The 18,775-nt window shown below is 72.5% G+C and carries 16 protein-coding genes; 5 read left to right on the top strand and 11 right to left on the bottom strand.

The features are described from left to right. Positions 1–89: 89 nt before the first annotated feature. The 3 genes from ACTMTU_RS07365 to ACTMTU_RS07355 all read left to right on the top strand — a co-directional run bounded on the left by ACTMTU_RS07365 (position 90) and on the right by ACTMTU_RS07355 (position 1,500). Complete coding sequence (locus ACTMTU_RS07365) at positions 90–644, top strand: hypothetical protein (protein ID WP_441262679.1); 555 nt, start codon at positions 90–92, stop codon at positions 642–644. Positions 645–686: 42 nt separating this feature from the next. Further along, a complete protein-coding gene (locus ACTMTU_RS07360; RefSeq protein ID WP_441262678.1) occupies positions 687–1,187 on the top strand; it encodes a hypothetical protein in 501 nt (166 codons plus the stop codon). Between the two features lie 106 nt (positions 1,188–1,293). Further along, positions 1,294–1,500 (top strand): antitoxin, encoded by a 207-nt coding sequence (locus tag ACTMTU_RS07355; RefSeq protein ID WP_356619203.1) that lies wholly within the window; start codon positions 1,294–1,296, stop codon positions 1,498–1,500. Positions 1,501–1,568: 68 nt separating this feature from the next. Here the strand turns inward: ACTMTU_RS07355 and ACTMTU_RS07350 are convergent, their stop codons facing one another. The 3 genes from ACTMTU_RS07350 to ACTMTU_RS07340 form a co-directional block, all read right to left on the bottom strand. Then, a complete protein-coding gene (locus ACTMTU_RS07350) occupies positions 1,569–2,237 on the bottom strand; it encodes a class I SAM-dependent DNA methyltransferase (protein ID WP_441262677.1) in 669 nt (222 codons plus the stop codon). Beyond that, complete coding sequence (locus ACTMTU_RS07345; protein WP_441262676.1) at positions 2,234–2,365, bottom strand: hypothetical protein; 132 nt, start codon at positions 2,363–2,365, stop codon at positions 2,234–2,236. The genes ACTMTU_RS07350 and ACTMTU_RS07345 overlap by 4 nt, the downstream gene beginning before the upstream one ends. A 119-nt stretch (positions 2,366–2,484) precedes the next feature. Next, the gene (locus ACTMTU_RS07340; RefSeq protein WP_441262675.1) at positions 2,485–2,916 is read right to left on the bottom strand and encodes a VOC family protein; all 432 of its coding nucleotides are present in this window, start codon (positions 2,914–2,916) and stop codon (positions 2,485–2,487) included. A gap of 408 nt (positions 2,917–3,324) precedes the next feature. Between ACTMTU_RS07340 and ACTMTU_RS07335 the strand changes: the two genes are divergently transcribed. Continuing rightward, the gene (locus ACTMTU_RS07335; protein WP_441262674.1) at positions 3,325–6,312 is read left to right on the top strand and encodes a bifunctional [glutamine synthetase] adenylyltransferase/[glutamine synthetase]-adenylyl-L-tyrosine phosphorylase; all 2,988 of its coding nucleotides are present in this window, start codon (positions 3,325–3,327) and stop codon (positions 6,310–6,312) included. A gap of 332 nt (positions 6,313–6,644) precedes the next feature. On the opposite strand, the gene ACTMTU_RS07330 is transcribed toward ACTMTU_RS07335, so the two are convergent. The 7 genes from ACTMTU_RS07330 to ACTMTU_RS07300 all read right to left on the bottom strand — a co-directional run bounded on the left by ACTMTU_RS07330 (position 6,645) and on the right by ACTMTU_RS07300 (position 16,297). Further along, the gene (locus ACTMTU_RS07330) at positions 6,645–7,538 is read right to left on the bottom strand and encodes a phosphatase PAP2 family protein (protein ID WP_441262673.1); all 894 of its coding nucleotides are present in this window, start codon (positions 7,536–7,538) and stop codon (positions 6,645–6,647) included. Positions 7,539–7,612: 74 nt separating this feature from the next. Beyond that, positions 7,613–8,668 carry a LacI family DNA-binding transcriptional regulator gene (locus ACTMTU_RS07325; RefSeq protein WP_441262672.1) on the bottom strand — a complete coding sequence of 352 codons (1,056 nt, stop codon included), beginning with the start codon at positions 8,666–8,668 and terminating at the stop codon, positions 7,613–7,615. A gap of 78 nt (positions 8,669–8,746) precedes the next feature. Continuing rightward, positions 8,747–9,322, bottom strand: a complete 576-nt coding sequence (locus ACTMTU_RS07320; RefSeq protein WP_441262671.1) for a GNAT family N-acetyltransferase — start codon at positions 9,320–9,322, stop codon at positions 8,747–8,749. Between the two features lie 24 nt (positions 9,323–9,346). Further along, the gene (locus ACTMTU_RS07315) at positions 9,347–10,087 is read right to left on the bottom strand and encodes a TetR/AcrR family transcriptional regulator (protein ID WP_441262670.1); all 741 of its coding nucleotides are present in this window, start codon (positions 10,085–10,087) and stop codon (positions 9,347–9,349) included. A gap of 185 nt (positions 10,088–10,272) precedes the next feature. Continuing rightward, positions 10,273–12,273: a hypothetical protein gene (locus tag ACTMTU_RS07310; protein WP_441262669.1), complete on the bottom strand. Its 2,001-nt coding sequence runs from the start codon at positions 12,271–12,273 to the stop codon at positions 10,273–10,275. Positions 12,274–12,332: 59 nt separating this feature from the next. After that, on the bottom strand, positions 12,333–13,133 hold the full coding sequence (locus tag ACTMTU_RS07305) for a tyrosine-protein phosphatase (RefSeq protein WP_441262668.1): 801 nt from the start codon (positions 13,131–13,133) through the stop codon (positions 12,333–12,335). Next, positions 13,130–16,297, bottom strand: coding sequence for an alpha-N-acetylglucosaminidase (locus ACTMTU_RS07300; RefSeq protein WP_441262667.1), 3,168 nt, complete (start codon positions 16,295–16,297; stop codon positions 13,130–13,132). Before ACTMTU_RS07300 ends, ACTMTU_RS07305 begins: the two co-directional genes overlap by 4 nt. 102 nt (positions 16,298–16,399) lie before the next feature. Between ACTMTU_RS07300 and ACTMTU_RS07295 the strand changes: the two genes are divergently transcribed. Next, entirely contained in the window at positions 16,400–16,963 is a 564-nt protein-coding gene (locus ACTMTU_RS07295; protein WP_441262666.1) for a hypothetical protein, read from the top strand. A 171-nt stretch (positions 16,964–17,134) separates the two neighbouring features. On the opposite strand, the gene ACTMTU_RS07290 is transcribed toward ACTMTU_RS07295, so the two are convergent. Then, entirely contained in the window at positions 17,135–18,727 is a 1,593-nt protein-coding gene (locus ACTMTU_RS07290; RefSeq protein WP_441262665.1) for a DUF1996 domain-containing protein, read from the bottom strand. Positions 18,728–18,775: the final 48 nt, after the last annotated feature.

The following is an 18,775-nucleotide window of genomic DNA, read 5'->3' as shown; positions in this document are numbered from 1 at the left end:
GACCGTAAAGAGCCTCTGTGTCCGTTTATGTCCCCATTTCAGGGGGAGTTCCTAGTTGTACGATCCGATGCCTCGCCGGGGGTGAGCGGATGTCCACAGGAACCCTTCTCGCGATCATCATCCCGGTTGTCGTGGTCGTGGCCGCGCTGGCCGCACTCGGCTGGTACACCGTGCGTCGGCGCCGTCTCCGGGACCGGTTCGGTCCCGAGTACGAGCGGACCGTCGAGGACGCGGGCAGCCGGAGCGCCGCCGACCGCGAACTGAGTGCCCGGGAGAAGCGGCACGACGCCCTGGACATCAGGCCGCTGTCTTCTTCCGCCCGTGACCGCTATGCCCACGACTGGCAGAAGGTCCAGGGCGAATTCGTGGATCACCCCGAGGACGCCGTCCAGGAGGCCGACCTCCTCGTGACCTCGCTCATGCGTGAACGCGGCTACCCCACCGACAACCTCACGCAGAAACTGCAGGATCTGTCCGTCGAGCACGGCAGAACCGTGGAGCACTACCGGGCCGCCCACGACGTCAACGAACGGAGCCGCCGGCACACGGCGAGCACCGAACAACTGCGTGGCGCGATGGTGCACTACCGCGCCCTGTTCGACGAACTGCTCTCGGACGGCGGGCCGCGCCACGCCCGCACCTGAGCGCCTTGCGCATCTGACTCTTCGACCAAGGACGGAGGAGAGATGGAACGCGAACAGACACCGGCCCCGCCGGAGAGGGGACTGTCCACAGAAGACCTCGCGGCACCGCCGGAGAGGGACGTGGGCCGCCCGCCCGAGACGGAGCCGCCGAGCTTCCCGGGCGAAGCCTCCGAGGTGCCACCGGAGGCCGACGCCATGCCGACGGCGGCATCGGCCGTCCCGGAGGAGACGGAACCCGCGCCGGACACCGCGGCCGCGTCCACACAGGAAGAGGTTCCGCGGCTGCTGACGTCGGAGGAGGAGGAAGGATTCCGCACACGCTGGCAGGAGATTCAGAACCGATTCGTCGACGACCCGCGTGAGGCCGTCCACGACGCCGACGGCCTGGTGGCGGATGTCATGCAGACCATGGCCGCCACCTTCTCCCGGCACAAGCAGGACCTGGAGGGGCAGTGGAGCCAGGGCGAGGAGGCCGACACGGAGGACCTGCGCATGGCCCTGCGGAAATACCGTTCGTTCTTCAACCGCCTGCTGTCGAGCTGACCACCCGTGGCCCCGGCTTCTTCGAGACCACCCGTGCGGATGCGAAACGCGCCCGGTGCGGTGACCCTGGAGTCACGGGGGACCCTGCGTCGAGGAGGAAAACCCCATGTCCATGATGGACAAGCTCAAGAACATGCTCAAAGGTCATCCGGAACAGACGGACCGGGGCATCGAGAAGACCGGCGACTACGTGGACGGCAGGACCCAGGGCAAGCACAGCCGCCACGTCGACACGGCACAGGACAAACTGAGGGACCAGTACGGGTCCGGCGGCGCCGGTGGAACGGAACGCCCCGACGAACCGCCCCGGTGACCTCATCCGCGTGAACGTACCGGCCCGGGCCGATGGGGCAGCGCCCACCGGCCCGGGCCGCCCCACGTCTACGCACCGACGGGCTTGCGGGCCAGCAGATGCGCCTGAGGCGTCTTCTCGTCCGGCTCCGCCTCCCGCACCATGGTCGCCCGCAGCTCGAAGCCCACCTCCCGCAACTGCTCCGTCACCAGATCCGGCCGCATCCGGCGGAAGGCGAGCGACACACTGTGACCGAAGGCCTCCGTGTAGCGCGAGACGTCCTCCCCGACCTGGAACGCCAGCGCCAGGTGCCCGCCGGGCGCCAGCAGCCGGTAGAACTCCGCGAGCACGCCCGGCACCTCGGCGGGCGGTATGTGGATCAGCGAGTACCAGGCGACGACGCCGCACAGCGACCCGTCGGCGAAGCCGCCGAGGTCCGTCATCGAGCCTTCGTCGAACCGCAGTCCGGGAAACGTGCGCCGAGCGAGCGCGACCATGGAGGGCGACAGGTCGACGCCCCTGATGTCCGTCCCCAGCCGGTCGAGGTACGCCGTCACCCGCCCCGGCCCGGACCCGAACTCCACGACTGGGCCGCCCCCGTCCTTCGCCACGGTCCCGGCGAAGGCGGTCAGCATGGCCAGGGTGAGGGGCTTGCCCTCCGGCTCGCCCTTGAACGTCTTCGCGTAGTCGGCGGCGATCGCGTTGTACGAGTCGCGGGTGTCCCGCAGGAACGAAGGTTCTTCGTGTGGCGTCGTCATGCGGCATCGAACCACGGCTCGGCGGCGGCCCGGTGCGCGACCCGGCCGACGAGGCCGGATTGCGACGTGCGGCCGAACTCCGCGCGCAGCGCGCGGAGATCGGCGGGAATCGCGTGATCGGTATCCATGCCGGCCATGGATACCGGACACGTCCGACAACGACGTCCGCTCGGCGCTCGGCGGCGTACGTGACGAAGGCGCCCCCGGCGGCGGTCCGGTCCGGGACCCGTCCGCCGCCAAGGGGTCGTCAGCGCTGCGACAGCGGTGCCGGGGCCTCCTGGACGCACCAGCTGTTGCCGTCCGGGTCCTTGAAGAACATGAACGAGTTCCACTCCTCGCCCGTGCCCTCCTCCCAGCCCGTCGCGCCCACGTGCTGGATCGACGTCACCGGCACCCCGCGTGACATCAGCTCGGAGTGGGCCTTCGCGATGTCCGTGACGCACAACTGGAGGCCGTGGAGCGTGCCGGGGGTCATCGTGGGCTGGTCGGGATGCGGGGGCATGCCGCTCAGCAGGGCGATGGAGCAGCGCGACCCCGGCGGGGTCAGCTGGACGATCCGCATGCCGGGGGCGACCTCGGAATCGAGGTCGACCTTGAAGCCGCAGGCCTCTGCGTAGAAGGTCTTCGAGCGGTCCAGGTCCGTGACCGGGACGGGGACGACTTCCAGGGTCATTTCCACGGGTGGAATCCTTTCAACGGGCCACATCGGTGGTGAATCGCCAGCGGTCTGTCCGAACAAGGCGCCCTTCGCCGAGCCGAAGGCCCCGCGGGGCGCAACCCCGGAATACCAGTGCTTCGCCCGCTCCGTGCGCGAACACGCCGTCGCCGGCCGGAACGCCCGGTCCGGGCCGTACCTTTCCACATGGAGCGCCGCCGGCGCGCCCGATGCCGGGCTTCCGGGAACCCGGACCCCCTCGCCCCGGACCGTGCCCGGTGTCGCCTGCTCGTCGGACCGGCGGCGCCGATGCCCGACCGCCGCCCCGGCGGACCGGCCGGGACGCGGGAACCGCGTGGTCCGCCGGGCCCCCCGCGCGCCCCTGCGGTTACGCTCGAGCGCACACGGCGGCACGGCAGGACGGAGACCGGGATGACGGTTCCGGGGCGCAGGAGCAGCACTTTCACCCGGCTGCTGAGGCACGGCTTCACCGACCCCTCCGCGGCCGCACGCCTCCTCGAGCTCCCCGACATGGCGTCGGTACGCAGCGACTCCATGCTCCTCGACGCCCTCGGCGCCACCGCAGACCCCGATCTGGCGCTGCGCTCCCTCGTCCGCCTCGCCGAAGCGCACGAACCGGACGAGCGGCGCCGGTTCCTCGACAACCTGATCACCGCGAAGCCGCTGCGTGACCGGCTGCTCGGCGTCCTCGGGGCGTCCGAGGCGCTCGGTGACCACCTGGCCCGCCACCCCCGCGACTGGCACGCCCTCGCCACCTACGAGTCCGCCGATCTGCATCCCGGAGTCGCCGACTTCGAACGCGGACTCGCCGACGCCACCGACCCCGTGTCCCTGCGTGTCTCCTACCGCCGCTGCCTGCTGGCCATAGCCGCCCGCGACGTGTGCGGCACCACCGACGTGGCAGAGGCCGCCGCCGAACTCGCCGACCTCGCCACCGCCACCCTGCGCGCCGCCCTCGGCATCGCCCGCGCGGCCGCGCCCGAGGACGCGGCCGCCTGCCGGCTCGCCGTCATCGCCATGGGCAAGTGCGGGGGCCACGAGCTCAACTACGTCTCCGACGTCGACGTCATCTTCGTCGCCGAACCCACCAACGGCACGGAAGAGGCCAAGGCGCTCCAGGCCGCGACCCGGCTCGCCTCCCACCTCATGCGGATCTGCTCGGAGACCACCGTCGAAGGCACCATCTGGCCCGTCGACGCCAACCTGCGGCCCGAGGGACGCAACGGCCCCCTGGTCCGCACCCTCTCCAGCCACGTCGCCTACTACCAGCGCTGGGCCAAGACCTGGGAGTTCCAGGCGCTCCTCAAGGCCCGGGCGGTCGCCGGCGACCCGGCGCTGGGCGAGGCGTACACAGAAGCGGTCGCCCCGCTGGTCTGGCAGGCGGCCGAACGCGAGAACTTCGTCGCCGACGTCCAGAAGATGCGCCGCCGCGTCGTCGACAACATCCCCGCCGCCGAGATCGAGCGCGAACTCAAACTCGGCCCGGGCGGCCTGCGCGACGTCGAGTTCGCCGTACAGCTCCTGCAACTCGTCCACGGCCGCAGCGACGCCACCCTGCACAGCGGCACCACGCTCGAAGCCCTCCAGGCCCTCGCCGCCGGCGGCTACGTCGGCCGGGCCGACGCCGCCCAGCTCGACGAGGCGTACCGCTTCCTGCGCGCCATGGAACACCGCATCCAGCTCCACAAGCTGCGGCGCACCCACCTCGTGCCCGAGCAGGAGGCCGACCTGCGGCGCCTCGCCCGCTCCCTCGGCCTGCGCACCGACCCCGTGACCACCCTCAACCGCGAGTGGAAACGCCATGCGTCCGTCGTACGCCGGCTGCACGAGAAGATCTTCTACCGGCCGCTGCTCGACGCCGTCGCCCAGCTCACCCCCGGCGAGACCCGCCTCAGCCCCAAGGCCGCCGGCCAGCGCCTCGAAGCCCTCGGATACGCCGACCCCGCCGCCGCGATGCGCCACCTCGAGGCCCTCGCCTCCGGAGTGAGCCGCAAGGCCGCCATCCAGCGCACCCTGCTGCCCGTGCTGCTCGGCTGGTTCGCCGACTCCGCCGACCCGGACGCCGGGCTGCTCGGCTTCCGCAAGGTCTCCGACGCGCTCGGCAAGACCCCCTGGTACCTGCGGCTGCTGCGCGACGAGGGTGCCGCCGCGGAGAACCTGGCCCGCGTCCTGTCCGCCGGCCGCCTCGCGCCCGACCTGCTGCTGCGGGCACCGGAGGCCGTGGCCATCCTCGGCGACCCCGAAGGTCTGCGGCCACGCGGCCGGGACCACCTCGAACAGGAGATCCTCGCCGCCGTCGGCCGCGCCGACACCGCGGAGGCGGCGGTCACCGCGGCCCGCGGGGTGCGGCGCCGCGAACTGTTCCGTACCGCCGCGGCCGACATCATCGGCTCCTACGGCACCGAGGAGAACCCCGCGGAGGCCGACGCCGGCACGCTCGTCGACCAGGTCGGCGACGCGATCACCGAACTGACCGCCGCCACCGTCGCGGGCGCCCTGCGCGCCGCTGTAGGCGGTACGTGGGGCGACACCCTGCCCACCCGTTTCGCCGTCATCGGAGTCGGCCGCTTCGGCGGCCACGAGCTCGGCTACGGCTCCGACGCGGATGTGCTCTTCGTCCACCAGCCCCGCGACGGCGTCGACGAACAGGAAGCCGCACGGGCCGCCAACAGCGTCGTCTCCGAGATGCGCCGGCTGCTGCAACTGCCGACAGCGGACCCGCCGCTGCTGATCGACGCCGACCTGCGGCCCGAGGGCAAGAGCGGACCCCTCGTGCGCACGCTCGGCTCCTACGGGGCCTACTACCGCCGCTGGTCCCTCGTCTGGGAGAGCCAGGCCCTGCTGCGGGCCCGGCCCATGGCCGGCGACACCGAGCTCGCCGGGGCGTTCATCGAACTCGTCGACCCGCTGCGCTATCCCCGCCAAGGACTCGACGACGAAGCGGTCCGCGAGATCCGCCGGCTCAAGGCGCGCATGGAGTCCGAACGCCTGCCGAGGGGCGCCGATCCGACCCTGCACACCAAGCTCGGCAGGGGGGGTCTGAGCGACGTCGAATGGACGGTCCAGCTGCTGCAGATGCGGCACGGCCGGGAGGTGCCGGGCCTGCGCACCACCCGCACCCGCGAGGCCCTGCGGGCGGCCTGCGACGCCGGCCTCGTCTCCGCGGACGACGCCCGCACCCTGGACGAGGCCTGGGTCCTCGCGACCCGCGTCCGCAACGGCGTCATGCTCGTCCGCGGCCGCGCGGGCGACACGTTCCCGTCCGACGCGCGCGAGCTGGCGGCGGTGGGGCGGTACCTGGGGTACGGGCCGGGGCACGTGGGAGACATGCTGGACGACTACCGGCGGGTGACGCGGAGGGCGCGGGGCGTGATGGAGGCGGCGTTCTACGGGGCGTAGCCCTGGGGCGGGCGGCGGGTGCGGGGCCGCTGCGCGGGGCCGTTTCCCCACCCCGCCCCTTCCCGAAACCGGGGCAGGCCCCGGACCCCGTACCGCGCTCCGCGCGGTGTCCTCAAACGCCGGACGGGCTGAAGTTGCCTGGCAACTCCAGCCTCGCCGGCGTTTGAGGCGCGGGGGTGCGGGGGCAGAGCCCCCGAAACACCGCGCGGAGCGCGGTGGCGGGTCCGGGCGGAGCCCGGTTTCGGGAAGTGGGGGCACCTCCCAACGGCCGCCAGGCCGTAGGGGGAGGGTAGGGGAACAGCCCGCCGCAGGCGGGGGCGACGGCCGCTGGGTCAGGTGCGGGCCGCGGGGAGGAAGCGGCGGACGCCGCTCTCGCCCGGGTCGCGGGGCCGCTCGACCACCAGCTGCGGAAGCCGATGCGGCAGCGCCCGGTACCACGCGTACGACACCGCGAAGCCGAACATCAGGCACAGCACGCCGCCCACCGCGTCCAGCCAGAAGTGGTTCGCCGTGGCGACGATGACGACCAGCGTCAGGGTCGGGTACAGCACGCCGAGGATCTTCGCCCACGGCGTCGTCGCCAGCGCGAAGATGATGACGCCGGACCACACCGACCAGCCGATGTGCATGGACGGCATCGCCGCGTACTGGTTCGACATGTTCTTGAGGTTGCCGGAGGCCATCGAGCCCCAGGTGTCGTGGACCAGCACGGTGTCGATGAAGTTCTGGCCGTTCATCAACCGGGGCGGTGCGAGCGGGTACAGGTAGTAACCGACCAGAGCCACACCTGTGGTGGCGAAAAGGACGAGCCGTGCGGCAGCGTAACGGCCCGGATGCACACGGTAGAGCCAGACGAGCACACTGATGGTGACGACGAAATGCAGGGTGGCGTAGTAGTAATTCATCGACACGATGAGCCATGTCACCGAGTTCACCGCGTGGTTGACGGACTGCTCGACCGCTATGCCGAGGGTCTGTTCCAGCTGCCAGATCCAGTCCGCGTTCCGCATGGCCTGGCTCTTCTGCTCGGGCACTGCGTTGCGGATCAGTGAGTACGTCCAGTAACTCACCGCGATCAGCATGACTTCGAACCAGATGCTGGGGCGCACGGGTGTGCGCGGCGGCCGTGGGCGGGCACGGGCAGACGACTCGGCGGCCTCGTCCTCCACGATGGGCGACGGGGTCGCCGCCCGGCCTTCCAGAGTCTTCACGGTCGCTTCACCCATGAGAGAGGAGTCTGCCAGATGCACGCCGCTCTCCGATCATCCCTCCGACGGGTTCGTGACGCATACTGTCCGACTCACGGACGAGGGGTTTCTCCGGGTCGTCCTCCGGGTCCCGAGGCCGTTGAACCGCGAACCACCAGCTCGGGCATGAAGACGAACTCGCTGTGCACCGGAGCCCTGGGCCGGTCGGGCGCGGAAGCCGAGTGACTGTCGCCGGTCTCCTCGAGGAGAGCCCGCACCGAGGCCTGCCCCATCGCCTGCACCGGCTTGCGGACGGTGGTCAGCGGCGGGTCGGTGAAAGCGATCAAGGGGGAGTCGTCGAATCCCACCACGGAGATGTCGTCGGGCACTTCGAGGCCCCGGTGCCGGGCGGCCCGTATCGCGCCGAGCGCCATCATGTCGCTGGCGCAGACGACGGCCGTGCAGCCCCGGTCCATGAGCGTGGCGGCAGCGGCCTGGCCGCCCTCCAGTGTGTACAGGGAGTGCTCGATCAGTTCCGCCGACGATTCGGGCGGGATGCCCAGTTGCTCCTGGAGCGCGAGCCGGAATCCCTCGATCTTGCGGAGCACGGGTACGAACCGCCGGGGGCCGACCGCGAGTCCGATCCTGGTGTGGCCGAGCGAGGCGAGGTGGGTCACGGCGAGCTGCATCGCGCCCCGGTCGTCGGCCGAGATGAACGGCGCGCGCACGCCGGGCGCGAACCCGTCGACGAGGACGAAGGGGACGCCCTTGGCGCGGAGCCGGTCGTAGCGGTCCATGTCGGCGGTGGTGTCGGCGTGCAGCCCGGAGACGAAGATGATCCCGGAGACGCCGCGCTCGACCAGCATCTCGGTGAGTTCGTCCTCCGTCGAGCCGCCCGGCGTCTGGGTGGCGAGCACCGGCGTGTAGCCCTGCCGGGTCAGGGCCTGGCCGACGACCTGGGCGAGGGCGGGGAAGATCGGGTTGTCGAGGCCGGGCGTGATCAGCCCCACCAGGCCGGCGCTGCGCAGACGCAGGCGTACGGGCCGCTCGTAACCGAGCACGTCGAGGGCGGCGAGCACCGACTGGCGGGTGGTCGCGGCGACGCCGGGCCTTCCGTCGCTGACCCCCGCCTGGGTCGCGATGTCGGCCAGGCGTGCGGGTGCGGTCACGGACCGGACTTTACCGTCCGGATCTGGGGTTTCCCACCGGGCCTCGGCCCCGCGGGTCCCGCGTCCGACGGCTCCGGCTCAGTGGACCTCTTCCCACCGGGCCTCGGTCGCACCGGAGTTGGCGGCCGGTGGTACCGGGCCGAGCTGCTTCTCCAGCAGCAGGACGCCGTAAGTGCTGCCGTCGGCGGCCCGCTTGGCCGGCTCCTCGCCCACCACCCGGTAGCCGGCGGCCTCGTAGTACGTCCGCAGACGTGGATTGCGGCTCAGGCAGTCCAGCCGGGCCAGCTGCCGGCCGGCCGCGGTGATGCGGCGCTCGGCGTGGGCGAGCATCGCCCGTCCCGAGCCGGCCGGTGCGTGCGTGCGGTCGGTCATCAGGCGGTGCACGTACCCGGCGACGGGCGGCCGGACTCCCCAGGCCGGCACGTCGTCCCACCACAGCTCGTAGGCTCCGGCGGTCCGGCCGCCGGCCTTCAGCAGCCACACCTCGCCCTCGGCGATCCGGTGACGGAAGTGGCCCGCGTCCTTGTCGCCGGGCTTCCACTGGTCGATGCCGTGGCGCAGCATCCAGTGCGCGGCGTCGTCGTAGAGGGCGACGAGAGCGGTCGTGTCGGAGACGGTGGCGGGCCGGAAGGCGTAATCGGTGGTCACAGGCATCGATGATGCCGGACGCCGGTTGTCCTACCGCAGTCGCTGGGCGGGTACTTGGGCGGCCGGCGCGGTGCGCGTGATCGCGGGGAGCAGGGCCGCGAGCCGGCCCATGAGGTCGCCGAACGGGCCGTCCATCGGCTCGTCCGCGAGGATGCGGACGAGCAGGGCGGCCATCTCCTCGTCGTAGGCGGCGCTCACCGCGGCCAGCGCAGCGAAGTCGTGGACCAGTTGCAGTTCGAGCTCGGCGCGCGGGACGCGCCGCCCGTCGAGCCAGATCAGCGCCGTGGACTCGGCGAGCGACACCCAGGAGCGCACGACCAGCTCGAGGCGCGCGGACGGGCTGTCGATCCCGAGATGCTTGAGGATCTGGTCGTGCGCGGCCTGCCGCACCTCGTCGATCACCGCGTTGGCCGTGGACGAGCCGACGGCGGGCCCGCCGCGCATCAACGCGGAGAAACCGGGGCCGTGTTCGTCGACGAAGTCGAAGAAGCGGCCCATGACGCGCAGCAGCCGCGCGCCGAGCGGCCCCTCCCGCGGTTCCAGGAAGCGGGCGGCGAGCTCGTCGGCGGCCCGGCGCAACGCCGCCTCGTACAGGCTCTGTTTGCCGGGGAAGTAGTGGTACACGAGCGGCCGGGAGATGCCCGCGGCCGCCGCGATCTCGTCGATCGAGACATCGTCGGGCGAGCGGTGGCTGAACAGCTCCAGCGCCACACCGATCAGCTGCTGTCTGCGCTCCTCGACGCCCATCCTGCGCCGCACCCCGGTCGTCATGCGGACACCCTACCCACTGGGGTGCGGCCGCCGGGGCGAGGACCGCCCGCCGAGGACACCGGCGGGACGCCGGTGACCAGCGCGTCCACGGAGGTTCCGGGGGTGCCGCCGGGCCGTGCCGGGCGGGTGGGGGCGGGAGGCCGTGGCCCTCGCCGCGGGCGTCCGGAAGGAGCACCGGCGCGGGTTCAGCGCAGCGGTCGCACCCGAGTGCCGTCCGCCAGACGGCCGTTCAGTTCCGGCCGTGCACCCTCGCGGGAACGGACCGCCACCACATGCCCGGTGGCGCCGCCCTCCACACCGCCGCCCGCGACGGTGACGGAGGCGAGCTGCCGGCTGCCCGCCGCCAGCACGTACCACTGACCGGCCCGCGACTGCCACAGCACACCGGCCAGCACCCGCGGTTCGCGCATCCCGCACGCCGGCGAGTCCTCCGCCCGCGCCACCACCGTCCCCGCCGCGCCCGGATGCTCGGCGGGCGCCTGGAACTGGGCCATGACCCTGCTGCCCGTGCCCCGCCAGGTCTCCGCCCGCGTACACACCCACCCCGCCGTGCCGTTCGCCTCCGGCAGTCGCTGCCGGGCGTACTGCCAGGAGTTGACGCTGCGCACGCCGTGCGTACGCACGCCGGGCAACAGGCAGGCCGTACGCGCCCACGACGCGCGCGCCGCCGTGCCCGTCACGTCCTCCGGTGCGCCGGGCGCGCCGTACGTGAGCCGCGCGGGGGTCAGTTCGCCGAGGTCCGTCACCACCGTGAGGGCGCTGCCGTCGGTCAGTTCCAGGCCCTGCCACGCCCGGCACGCCCGTTGCTGCACGGGACTCGGCAGCCGCTCGGTGAGACCGTCCGCGTCCCGCCGCACCGGACGCGGGCGCCCGGCGGGGTCCAGCAGGTCCCGCGCCGACACGTCCCGTACCCAAGGCGCCGTGAGGTAGCGGACGTTGTCCCGCGAACGCCCGGCGACCAGCGCAGCGGAGCCGGCGGCGTCGGCCCCGTCCGTACGGGCGAAGTCCAGCGACGCGTCCCCGGCCGCGCCCGGCGCCCCGGTCGCCTCGGAGTAGCGGACGACGCGCAGCCCGTCGTGGAGGACGACGACACGGGCCGCGCCGACCTCGCCCGCGAACAGCAGCTGCGGCGGTCCCACCGGCGGCCCGGACGGTGTCCCGGGCGTCGACGTGACCCGGACCGCCGCTCCGGGGCCGGCCCAGGCGGTGAGCGCCCGGCGCAGCAGCGCACGGTCCGCGGAGAGGGACCCGCGGGCCGGCCACACGGAGAAGTCCCTGCGGGACGACTCCCGCCAGGCCGTGGGCGCGACCCGCACCAGCCGGTCCGGGTCCAGTGCCGCCTCCACGGCGGGGTGACGGGTGTGTGGCACGTCGTCGGCGCCGTCGCCGCCCGGAAGCAGGAGCAGCGTCCCGCACACCGCGAGCGCGGCGGCGGCCACCACGGCCGCCCTGGTGTGCCTGCGGCGGCGCATCAGGTCGGTGGGCCGCACCTGGAGCGAGCAGGCGTCGAACTCGGCCGAGCGGAGCAGTTCCGCGCCGCGTGTGCCGTCCGCCACCCCCTCCGCCTGCGCGAGAGCGGAGTCCGGGTCGGCCGCCCCCGCCGCCGTCAGCACCTGGCGCAGGTCGTGGTCGGGCAGCTTCTCCAGATGGCGCAGCACGTACGCGGCCCTGCCCGGCCCGGACAGCGCGGAGAGGCGCTGGTCCAGGGCGAGTTCGTCGGCGCCCCCCGAGCGGGGGAAGACCCGCAGACCCCACACGTGCGGCAGCAGCGGCGGGAACTGGGCGCGCCGGGGCAGTGCCCGCCGCCGCAGCGGCTGCGACGCGTCCAGCGCCTGGCGCAGCACCCGCTCCCGCACGTACCGGTACCCCGGGTCGCCGGCGCCTTCCGGACGGCGGGCCCGTGGCACAGCCGCGGCGGGCAGCGCGGCGGCGGTGTCGCCGCGGGGGAGTGAACGCTGCACGACGGCATGGGCGGTCAGCACGCGGCGGCCCTGGCCGAGGGACGGCGGCAGCACCAGGTAGGCGATCCGCACCAGGCGGGGATAGTGCTCGACGACGGCCGCCTCCGCCTGCCCGAGACCCACCCCCGGCCGGATCCCTGAGCCGTCCTCCGTCCCGGTCGCGGCGTCGGCGGTGACGGGGACTGCGAGGGGGTCCGGGGAGGGAACGAGGTCGTGTGGGCGCACGTTCAGCAGAACGAGCGAATCGTCGTATGGTCACCGGGCGCGACGCGGGCGCGAGCGCGTCAGGCCGGGACGACCAGTCGCCCGCGGATGCGTTCCAGCGCCGCCTGCGTGACGCCGAGTCCCTCCCGCACGTACTTCTCCATGGAGCCGTAGCGCGCGTCGACCTCGTCCAGGGCGGCCGCCAGGTAGTCGGGGACGACGCCGATGACCGACAGCGCCGTCTCCGGCTGCCCGCCCTGAAGGGTGTATCCCTCGACGAGCGGGGCGAACGCCTCACGCACCGCCATGTTGACGGACATGTACTCGGCCTCCACCGTCTCCGGCGTCGCGCCGAGCAGCGTGAGCACGATCGTCGCCGCCCAGCCCGTGCGGTCCTTGCCGGCCGTGCAGTGGAACAGCAGCGGGCCCGCATCGGGGTCCGCGACCTCGTTCAGGAACGCCCGGTACGACGAACGTGCCGAATCGGTCGTCACGAACCCCCGGTAGATGTCGCTGTACAGCTCCCGGCCCCGGCCGCCGCCGAGTTCCCGCTCGGCGACGGCCGGATCGCTGAGCAGCCGCCGCAGCCGGGCCGCCGCCGGCGTCCGGCCGGCGGCCACCTGGTCGGCCAGGACGTCGGCGAGCAGCAGCCGCCCGCCCTCCGGGAGCCGGTCGGGCCGGGCCTCACGCTCCGCCCGGGTGCGGAAGTCGACGACGGTACGGATGCCGAGGGCGGCGACGGCCGGGTCGGACGCGGCGTCCATCCGGTCCAGCTGCCCGGAGCGGAACAGCAGACCGCTGCGCACCGACCGGCCGCCGGGCAGAGGCGTGCCGCCCAGATCGCGGAGGTTCGCGACGGTGGTGGAGGGGATCGCGTTCATGCTGCGGAATGTAGGCCCACCGGACGTCGGCCGCCGGTCGCGACACCGCCGCCCGTCAAGGACCAGCCGCTGAACCGCACCGTCCCGCGCGCACCGCTCCCGCCGTTCGTGGCGCTCATGAAGAACCCGGCGTCCTGCGCCGCCGCCGTGCCCGGCACCGACACGGTGGCGACCGGGCGCCAGGTGGTGCCGCCGTCGGTGGAGCACGCGCCGGTGAACGACGTCCCGGCGTTCTTCGTGAGCCGGAGCAGCACCGGCGCCCTGACCCCGGCGATCCGGCCGTAGGCGTCGAGCGTGCCGTCGCCGTTCGTGTCGTACGACAGCACGACGCCCTGCCCCGGGGTCACCGCCAGGTTCAGGAAGCCCACCTCGCCGGGGGTCGCCAGCGAGTTGCGGACCATGATCCCGGCGCGTGCCCAGGGGCCGGTGTCGTCCTGCGCGTCCACCCGCAGCACGATGCTCGCGCCCTCGGTGAACGCCCCGGGCAGGTAGGCGGTGCCGAACTGGGCGGTGCCGCGCCACAGGTCGTTGCCTGCCCCGTTGATCGCGAACCGGCCGCCGAGCCGGCCGAAGACGGCGCCGTTGGAGGTGAAGGTGCGCCATGCCGGGTCCAGCGGCGCGGCGATGTACACGCTGCCCGGCTGCGTAGTGGTGACCCGGTCCTCGTCAAGCGGCCCGTACTGCGCGGTGAGCTCGTACGGCATGGGCGTCAGCGGCTCCGTCAGCGGATCAGCGGGCGCCGTCACCCGCCAGGAGACCTCGCCGCTCCCTCCGGCCGGGACGCCCTCCAGAGCCGTCGGGCCCTCGGGGGAGGCGTCGAGCCCTGCGAGCGCGAAGTCGATCCTGCCGGTGCCGCTGAGCCCGTTGACGTTGCGGAAGACCGCCGTCACGGTGCCCGTGCTCCCGAGGGTGAACGCCGGCGGCTCCACCTCCACCGTCACGACGCCCTGGTAGGGCGCGCGGGCCAGCGTGTCGAACACGCGGAGGGCCGTGCGGTACGCGTCCCCGGTCGGCCGCACCGGGTAGGTGCGGCGTTCCAGGGTCCACGCCTCCTCCTGGGGATACCAGTCGAAGGGCTTCGGCGCCCTGCCCGCGGCCATCGCGTCGGCCTGCTCCGTCAGGAACGCCTCCCACTGCGGCACATGGACGTCGGCCATCAGCCCCTGCCAGTCCCGGTTGGCGTAGTTGCTGAGGGTGTTCGCGGTCGGACGGTCCGCCCAGGTGGTGATCAGGGCGCGCGCGGTGCGCTCCAGGCGCACCGCCTCCTCCGGACCGGTCGCCAGCCGCTTCGCGTCCTCCAGCCACGGTCCCAGCAGGAACCGGCGGTGGCAGCCGGCCATCGTGTCGCTGAGCCGCATCAGCTTCAGCCACAGGGCCGACACGGCGCGGAAGGTGGCCACGTCCTTGTTCCGGTGCGCGGCCCGCAGCGCCGGCTGGAGCGTGCGGGAGCGGTTGGCCAGCGCCTGACGGGCCACATCCGTCAGATCGTGGCGGTACGTGTCGGAGTCACGCAGTGACGGCCGTACGGCGAGCAGCGCGGCGAACGCCCGGTCGAAGCCCGCCGGGTCGAAGGCGGTGCCGATCGACGTCGTCAGCGACGGCCGGCGCGAGAACAGCGAGTCGTACGGCCGGCCGTCCGTGCTCGTCAGCTGGTACGCGGTCGCCGCGAGCGCGGCGAACGCCTCCCGCGCCGAGCGGTCGACGCCGCCGTACCGGATCTGCGCGTACTCGGCGAACCATGCCTCCCGGTCGATCCGCTCCTCGCGCCAGGCCAGTTCGCTGAACAGTTCCAGCGCCGCCGGGTCCCGCTCCGCCGCCTCCGGCATGTACGCGGTGCCCACCAGCGCACTGCCCGGCTTGTCGCGCCAGGCCGTGAATTTCTCCGTCCACCGGTCGGTGTTCGCGCCGATCGTCGTACGGCCGCCGAAGTTGGGGATCGTGCCGAAGGCGTACGGAGCCCCGCCCCAGTCCGCCTCCCGGTCGGTGACCGTGTCCAGGTCGGAGAGGCCGTCGACGACGAGGACGCGGGAGGTGTCGATCGAGTCGAGCAGCGCCCGGCGCGGGTTGGCCTGCCAGCCGAGGATCACCCACGTGGCATCGGGCCGGGCCGTTCGAAGGGAGGTCTCCACCGCGCGTGCGGCGTCCGGGACCGGCACGTCGCCCGCGGTGCCGCCCTCGTGCAGCAGGTCCATCTTGAAGAGCGACACGTCGCCGAACAGGTCGCCCTGATGCCGGTAGAAGGCCGCGGCGACGTCGGAGAACGCCTGCGTCCGCGGGTCCAGCCAGTCGGGCCGGCGCATCCCGCCGCCCCAGGTGCCCTGCGGGATCACCCGCGCGTCACTGGCGGGGTTGTGGCCGGGGAAGTCGTCGGGCACGGTGCCGAAATAGCCCGGCACCACCGGATGCATGCCCAGCTCCCGCAGCCGGTCGGCGATCCGCCGGCCCAGCCCGGCCCGGCGCTCGATGAGGGCCGCCGACATCGGGCCGCCGTACTCGCTCATGTTCTGGAGCAGCCACCACGGCTGGTGCGAGGGCGCCGGCAGCCAGGTCCTGGCCTCCTCGTCCGAGTAACCGAAGTCCGTCAGCAGCCGGTGGTAGACGGCCTCCTGTCCGGGCGTCACCAGGACCTCGTTGCAGCCGTGCAGGGCCAGGACGTCGATCAGCCGCTCCCAGCGGGGCCAGTCGGCGTAGGGGGCGGTGTAGCCGTCGTGCGTGTCGTTGTACGCGAACCGGTGCGGGACCGTGGCCCTCCGCTCGAGCGGGCGACGGGGCGCGGGCAGCCGTCGGGGCAGGTCCAGCCGGGACCCGGACCACGAGATGTGCGCCCGGCAGACGTACTTGAGATACCAGTGCACCCCGGTCAGCAGGACCGCCGGACCGGTGCCGGCCACCTCGATGCGGCCGGTCGAGCCGGTGACCCGGAACCGCTCGGGACCGGTCAGCGCCGTCAGCCGCAACTGGTCGGCATGGTCGGGCAGCAGGCGGTGCAGCGCGGCGACGGCGGGGCCGGTGCCGAACGCGTCCCCGGCGCCCGCGCCCGGTGCCGGGGGCGGGGAGGCGGGACGGGGCAGGGCGGCGGCCGCGGGAGTGTGCGCGGCGAGCACCGCACCGGCTCCCACAGCTCCCGCAGTGCCCAGCAGCGTACGTCTCGACAACTCGTTCACGAGCGCTCCTCCGCGTTGCTGACGCGACAACAGGTGCGTGCGGAGCGCAGGTTACCTGCGGTTCTGCCGCGCGAAGGGAGAGCGGGAAGGCACCATGGCCGGATGCGGACGAGTACGAGCACCAGCACACGGCGGGCGGCCCGGACAGGACTGGCAGTTGTCGTCCTGGCCCTGGCGACGGCCTGCGGTTCCGGCGACGGCGACGACGGGCGTGTCGGACCCGACAAGGGCGCGAAGGCGCCGAAGACGGCGACCGGCAGCCTGGAGGACCTCGCACGCCAGGCCGAATGCGAACCGAACATCCAGACGGACGCGGACGAATTGCGCCAGGCCAACTGCAGGACGGCCGACGGCAAGTACATCCTCGCGACCTTCGCCACCGACCGCGGTCAGCGGGAGTGGATCAACGAGGCCAACGACTACGGCGGCACCTATCTGGTCGGGCGCAAGTGGGTCGCGGTCGGCGACGAGAAGGTCGTGGCGGCCCTGCGGGACCGGCTCGGCGGCACGGTCGAGACCGGGGCGCAGCACGGCTCCGAACACGGCGGCGACGGCGGTGGGGACAGCGGCGGCGAGGTCGGTGGCCACGACGGTCACGAGGGTCACGACGGCGGCGAGAGCGGCGGGAGTGCCGGGGAGGGGCACGAAGAGCACCAGGGGAACTGACCGGCCCCTTCGGCTCGGGCCGGTCCGGGTACTGCTGCCCGGACCGGCCCGGGAGAGGCCGTGCCGTGCCGTCCGCAGACGGAAAGAGGCCGGGCCGGTCCGGGAATCTCCCGGACCGGCCCGGCCTTTGAGGCACCGGTGGGTCACCGTCCCTCCGCCGTGCCCGATGGATCACTGACAACGGCGGCCGTCGTTGATGCAGTCCACCATCTCGTCCATCAGGTCCTCGTCGAAGACGTTGATGAAGTCACCGTGGTCGGTGATCGGCTTGTGCAGCTGCTCGGGGAACGAGTCCACCGCGAAGACCGACGCGTTGTCGCCGTCGAAGACCGGCGGCGGCACGTCGTAGACGATCCGCTGCACCAGTTGCGGAATCGGCTGGAACCCGTCCTGGCAGTTGCCGTCCTCGTCGGCGAAGGCCACATGGGTGCGGTGGTTCGCGCTGTCGGTGTTCTGACCGTCCCAGCAGCTCTGGAACTTGAAGCTGCGCACCACCTGGCTGCCCTCGGGGCAGATGGGGTATTTGTCCTTCAGCTGGCGGTCCTCGAATCCGGTGCAGCTCCACGAGGCATTGGCATTCGCGTCGCCGTTGGTGAACGACTTGGCGTCACCGGTGATGATCCGGAGGAATTTCGGCATCGCGGTGACCTTGCTCCGCGGATTGCCCTCGAACGTCAGCGTGACCTCCGACGGTGTCTGGATCTCACCGACGTTCTGGTCGTTGCCGCCGCCGTCCTCGCCGGCGTCGAACTCGTTCTGGCCGTTCTGCAGACGCAGCACGGGCCAGTAATAGGTCGACTTGTCGCCCTGGTTGTTGCAGGTGGTGTCTCCGTTGGCGAAATCGTCGTCGCTGGCGAAAGCGTCATTGGCCTGGTTGCCCACATAGTCGTGCATGTGGTGCGCGCCGTTGCTGACACCGGGGGCGGCGATCACGTTGTCGGAATTGAACTTGCCGTTCTCGTTCACACCGCAGTCGGTGGTGAAAGTGCCCCGGGAGGCACCGCGGCGCTGCTGCGGCTCCTGGACGTTCGGCTCGACGGACTGGATGTCGACGAAGTCGCCCTCCTCCGGGCCGTTGCCGGCCTGGCCGCCGTTGTCGCCGCCGTCCCCGTCGTTGTCCCCGTTGTCGCCGTCGTTGTTCCCGTCGTTGTTGTCGCCGTCACCGTTGTCCTGGTCGCCGCCGTCCTGGCCGCCGTCCTGGTTCTGGTCCTGGCCGCCGTCGCCGTCCTGGCCGTCGTTCTGGCCGTCCTGTCCGTCGTTCTGCCCGTCGTTCTGGTCACCGTCGTTGTTGTCGTCGCCGCGGAGGGTGCACGGAGCGGTCGACTCCAGGCCCTCGGGGCGTTCGGCGGAGCGGTCGATCAGGGCGACGATGCGCTGGATGATCACCAGTCGCTCGTTCTTCAGCGGCGTCAGAATCTCGTTCTGCGCGAAGGTGCGGTCGCTCTGGACCCGCTCCTTGTTGTCGGCGAACCGCTGGTAGTAGTTGGTGATCTGGGTGTCCAGCGTGGCGAGTTCCCGGTCGACCGCGAACCGCTGGTCGTCAGGGACCTCCTCGATGGAATTCACGACCTCCGGACAGTCGATCGTGGAGACCGCCTGCCCGGCGCTCTGCGTTCTGGGCCCGGTCCGGTCATCGCCCCAGCCCTCGTGGGCGGAAGCGTAGAAATTGGCCGCGACGAGCCCGCCCCCACCCAGAATGAGGGCAGCCGTGGCGGCGATCGCCCGGTTTGCCAGCGTTGAGCGTTTTCTCGATGTGCGTCCCATGGAACTCCAATCCCGGGGGAGGGAAGTAGCGTCGTTCCATACGGAGAC

This window comes from Streptomyces sp. OZ13 (assembly GCF_052068155.1).
GTDB lineage: Bacteria > Actinomycetota > Actinomycetes > Streptomycetales > Streptomycetaceae > Streptomyces.
This window is presented reverse-complemented; position numbering and strand designations above follow the sequence as displayed.

Excerpts from the sequence above, each read along its gene's own strand:
- ACTMTU_RS07365 (WP_441262679.1), top strand. The coding sequence starts at position 90 with ATGTCCACAGGAACCCTTCTCGCGATCATCATCCCGGTTGTCGTGGTC.
- ACTMTU_RS07360 (WP_441262678.1), top strand. The coding sequence starts at position 687 with ATGGAACGCGAACAGACACCGGCCCCGCCGGAGAGGGGACTGTCCACA.
- ACTMTU_RS07355 (WP_356619203.1), top strand. The coding sequence starts at position 1,294 with ATGTCCATGATGGACAAGCTCAAGAACATGCTCAAAGGTCATCCGGAA.
- ACTMTU_RS07350 (WP_441262677.1), bottom strand. The coding sequence starts at position 2,237 with ATGACGACGCCACACGAAGAACCTTCGTTCCTGCGGGACACCCGCGAC.
- ACTMTU_RS07345 (WP_441262676.1), bottom strand. The coding sequence starts at position 2,365 with ATGGATACCGATCACGCGATTCCCGCCGATCTCCGCGCGCTGCGCGCG.
- ACTMTU_RS07335 (WP_441262674.1), top strand. The coding sequence starts at position 3,325 with ATGACGGTTCCGGGGCGCAGGAGCAGCACTTTCACCCGGCTGCTGAGG.
- ACTMTU_RS07330 (WP_441262673.1), bottom strand. The coding sequence starts at position 7,538 with ATGGGTGAAGCGACCGTGAAGACTCTGGAAGGCCGGGCGGCGACCCCG.
- ACTMTU_RS07320 (WP_441262671.1), bottom strand. The coding sequence starts at position 9,322 with ATGCCTGTGACCACCGATTACGCCTTCCGGCCCGCCACCGTCTCCGAC.
- ACTMTU_RS07315 (WP_441262670.1), bottom strand. The coding sequence starts at position 10,087 with ATGACGACCGGGGTGCGGCGCAGGATGGGCGTCGAGGAGCGCAGACAG.
- ACTMTU_RS07305 (WP_441262668.1), bottom strand. The coding sequence starts at position 13,133 with ATGAACGCGATCCCCTCCACCACCGTCGCGAACCTCCGCGATCTGGGC.
- ACTMTU_RS07295 (WP_441262666.1), top strand. The coding sequence starts at position 16,400 with ATGCGGACGAGTACGAGCACCAGCACACGGCGGGCGGCCCGGACAGGA.
- ACTMTU_RS07290 (WP_441262665.1), bottom strand. The coding sequence starts at position 18,727 with ATGGGACGCACATCGAGAAAACGCTCAACGCTGGCAAACCGGGCGATC.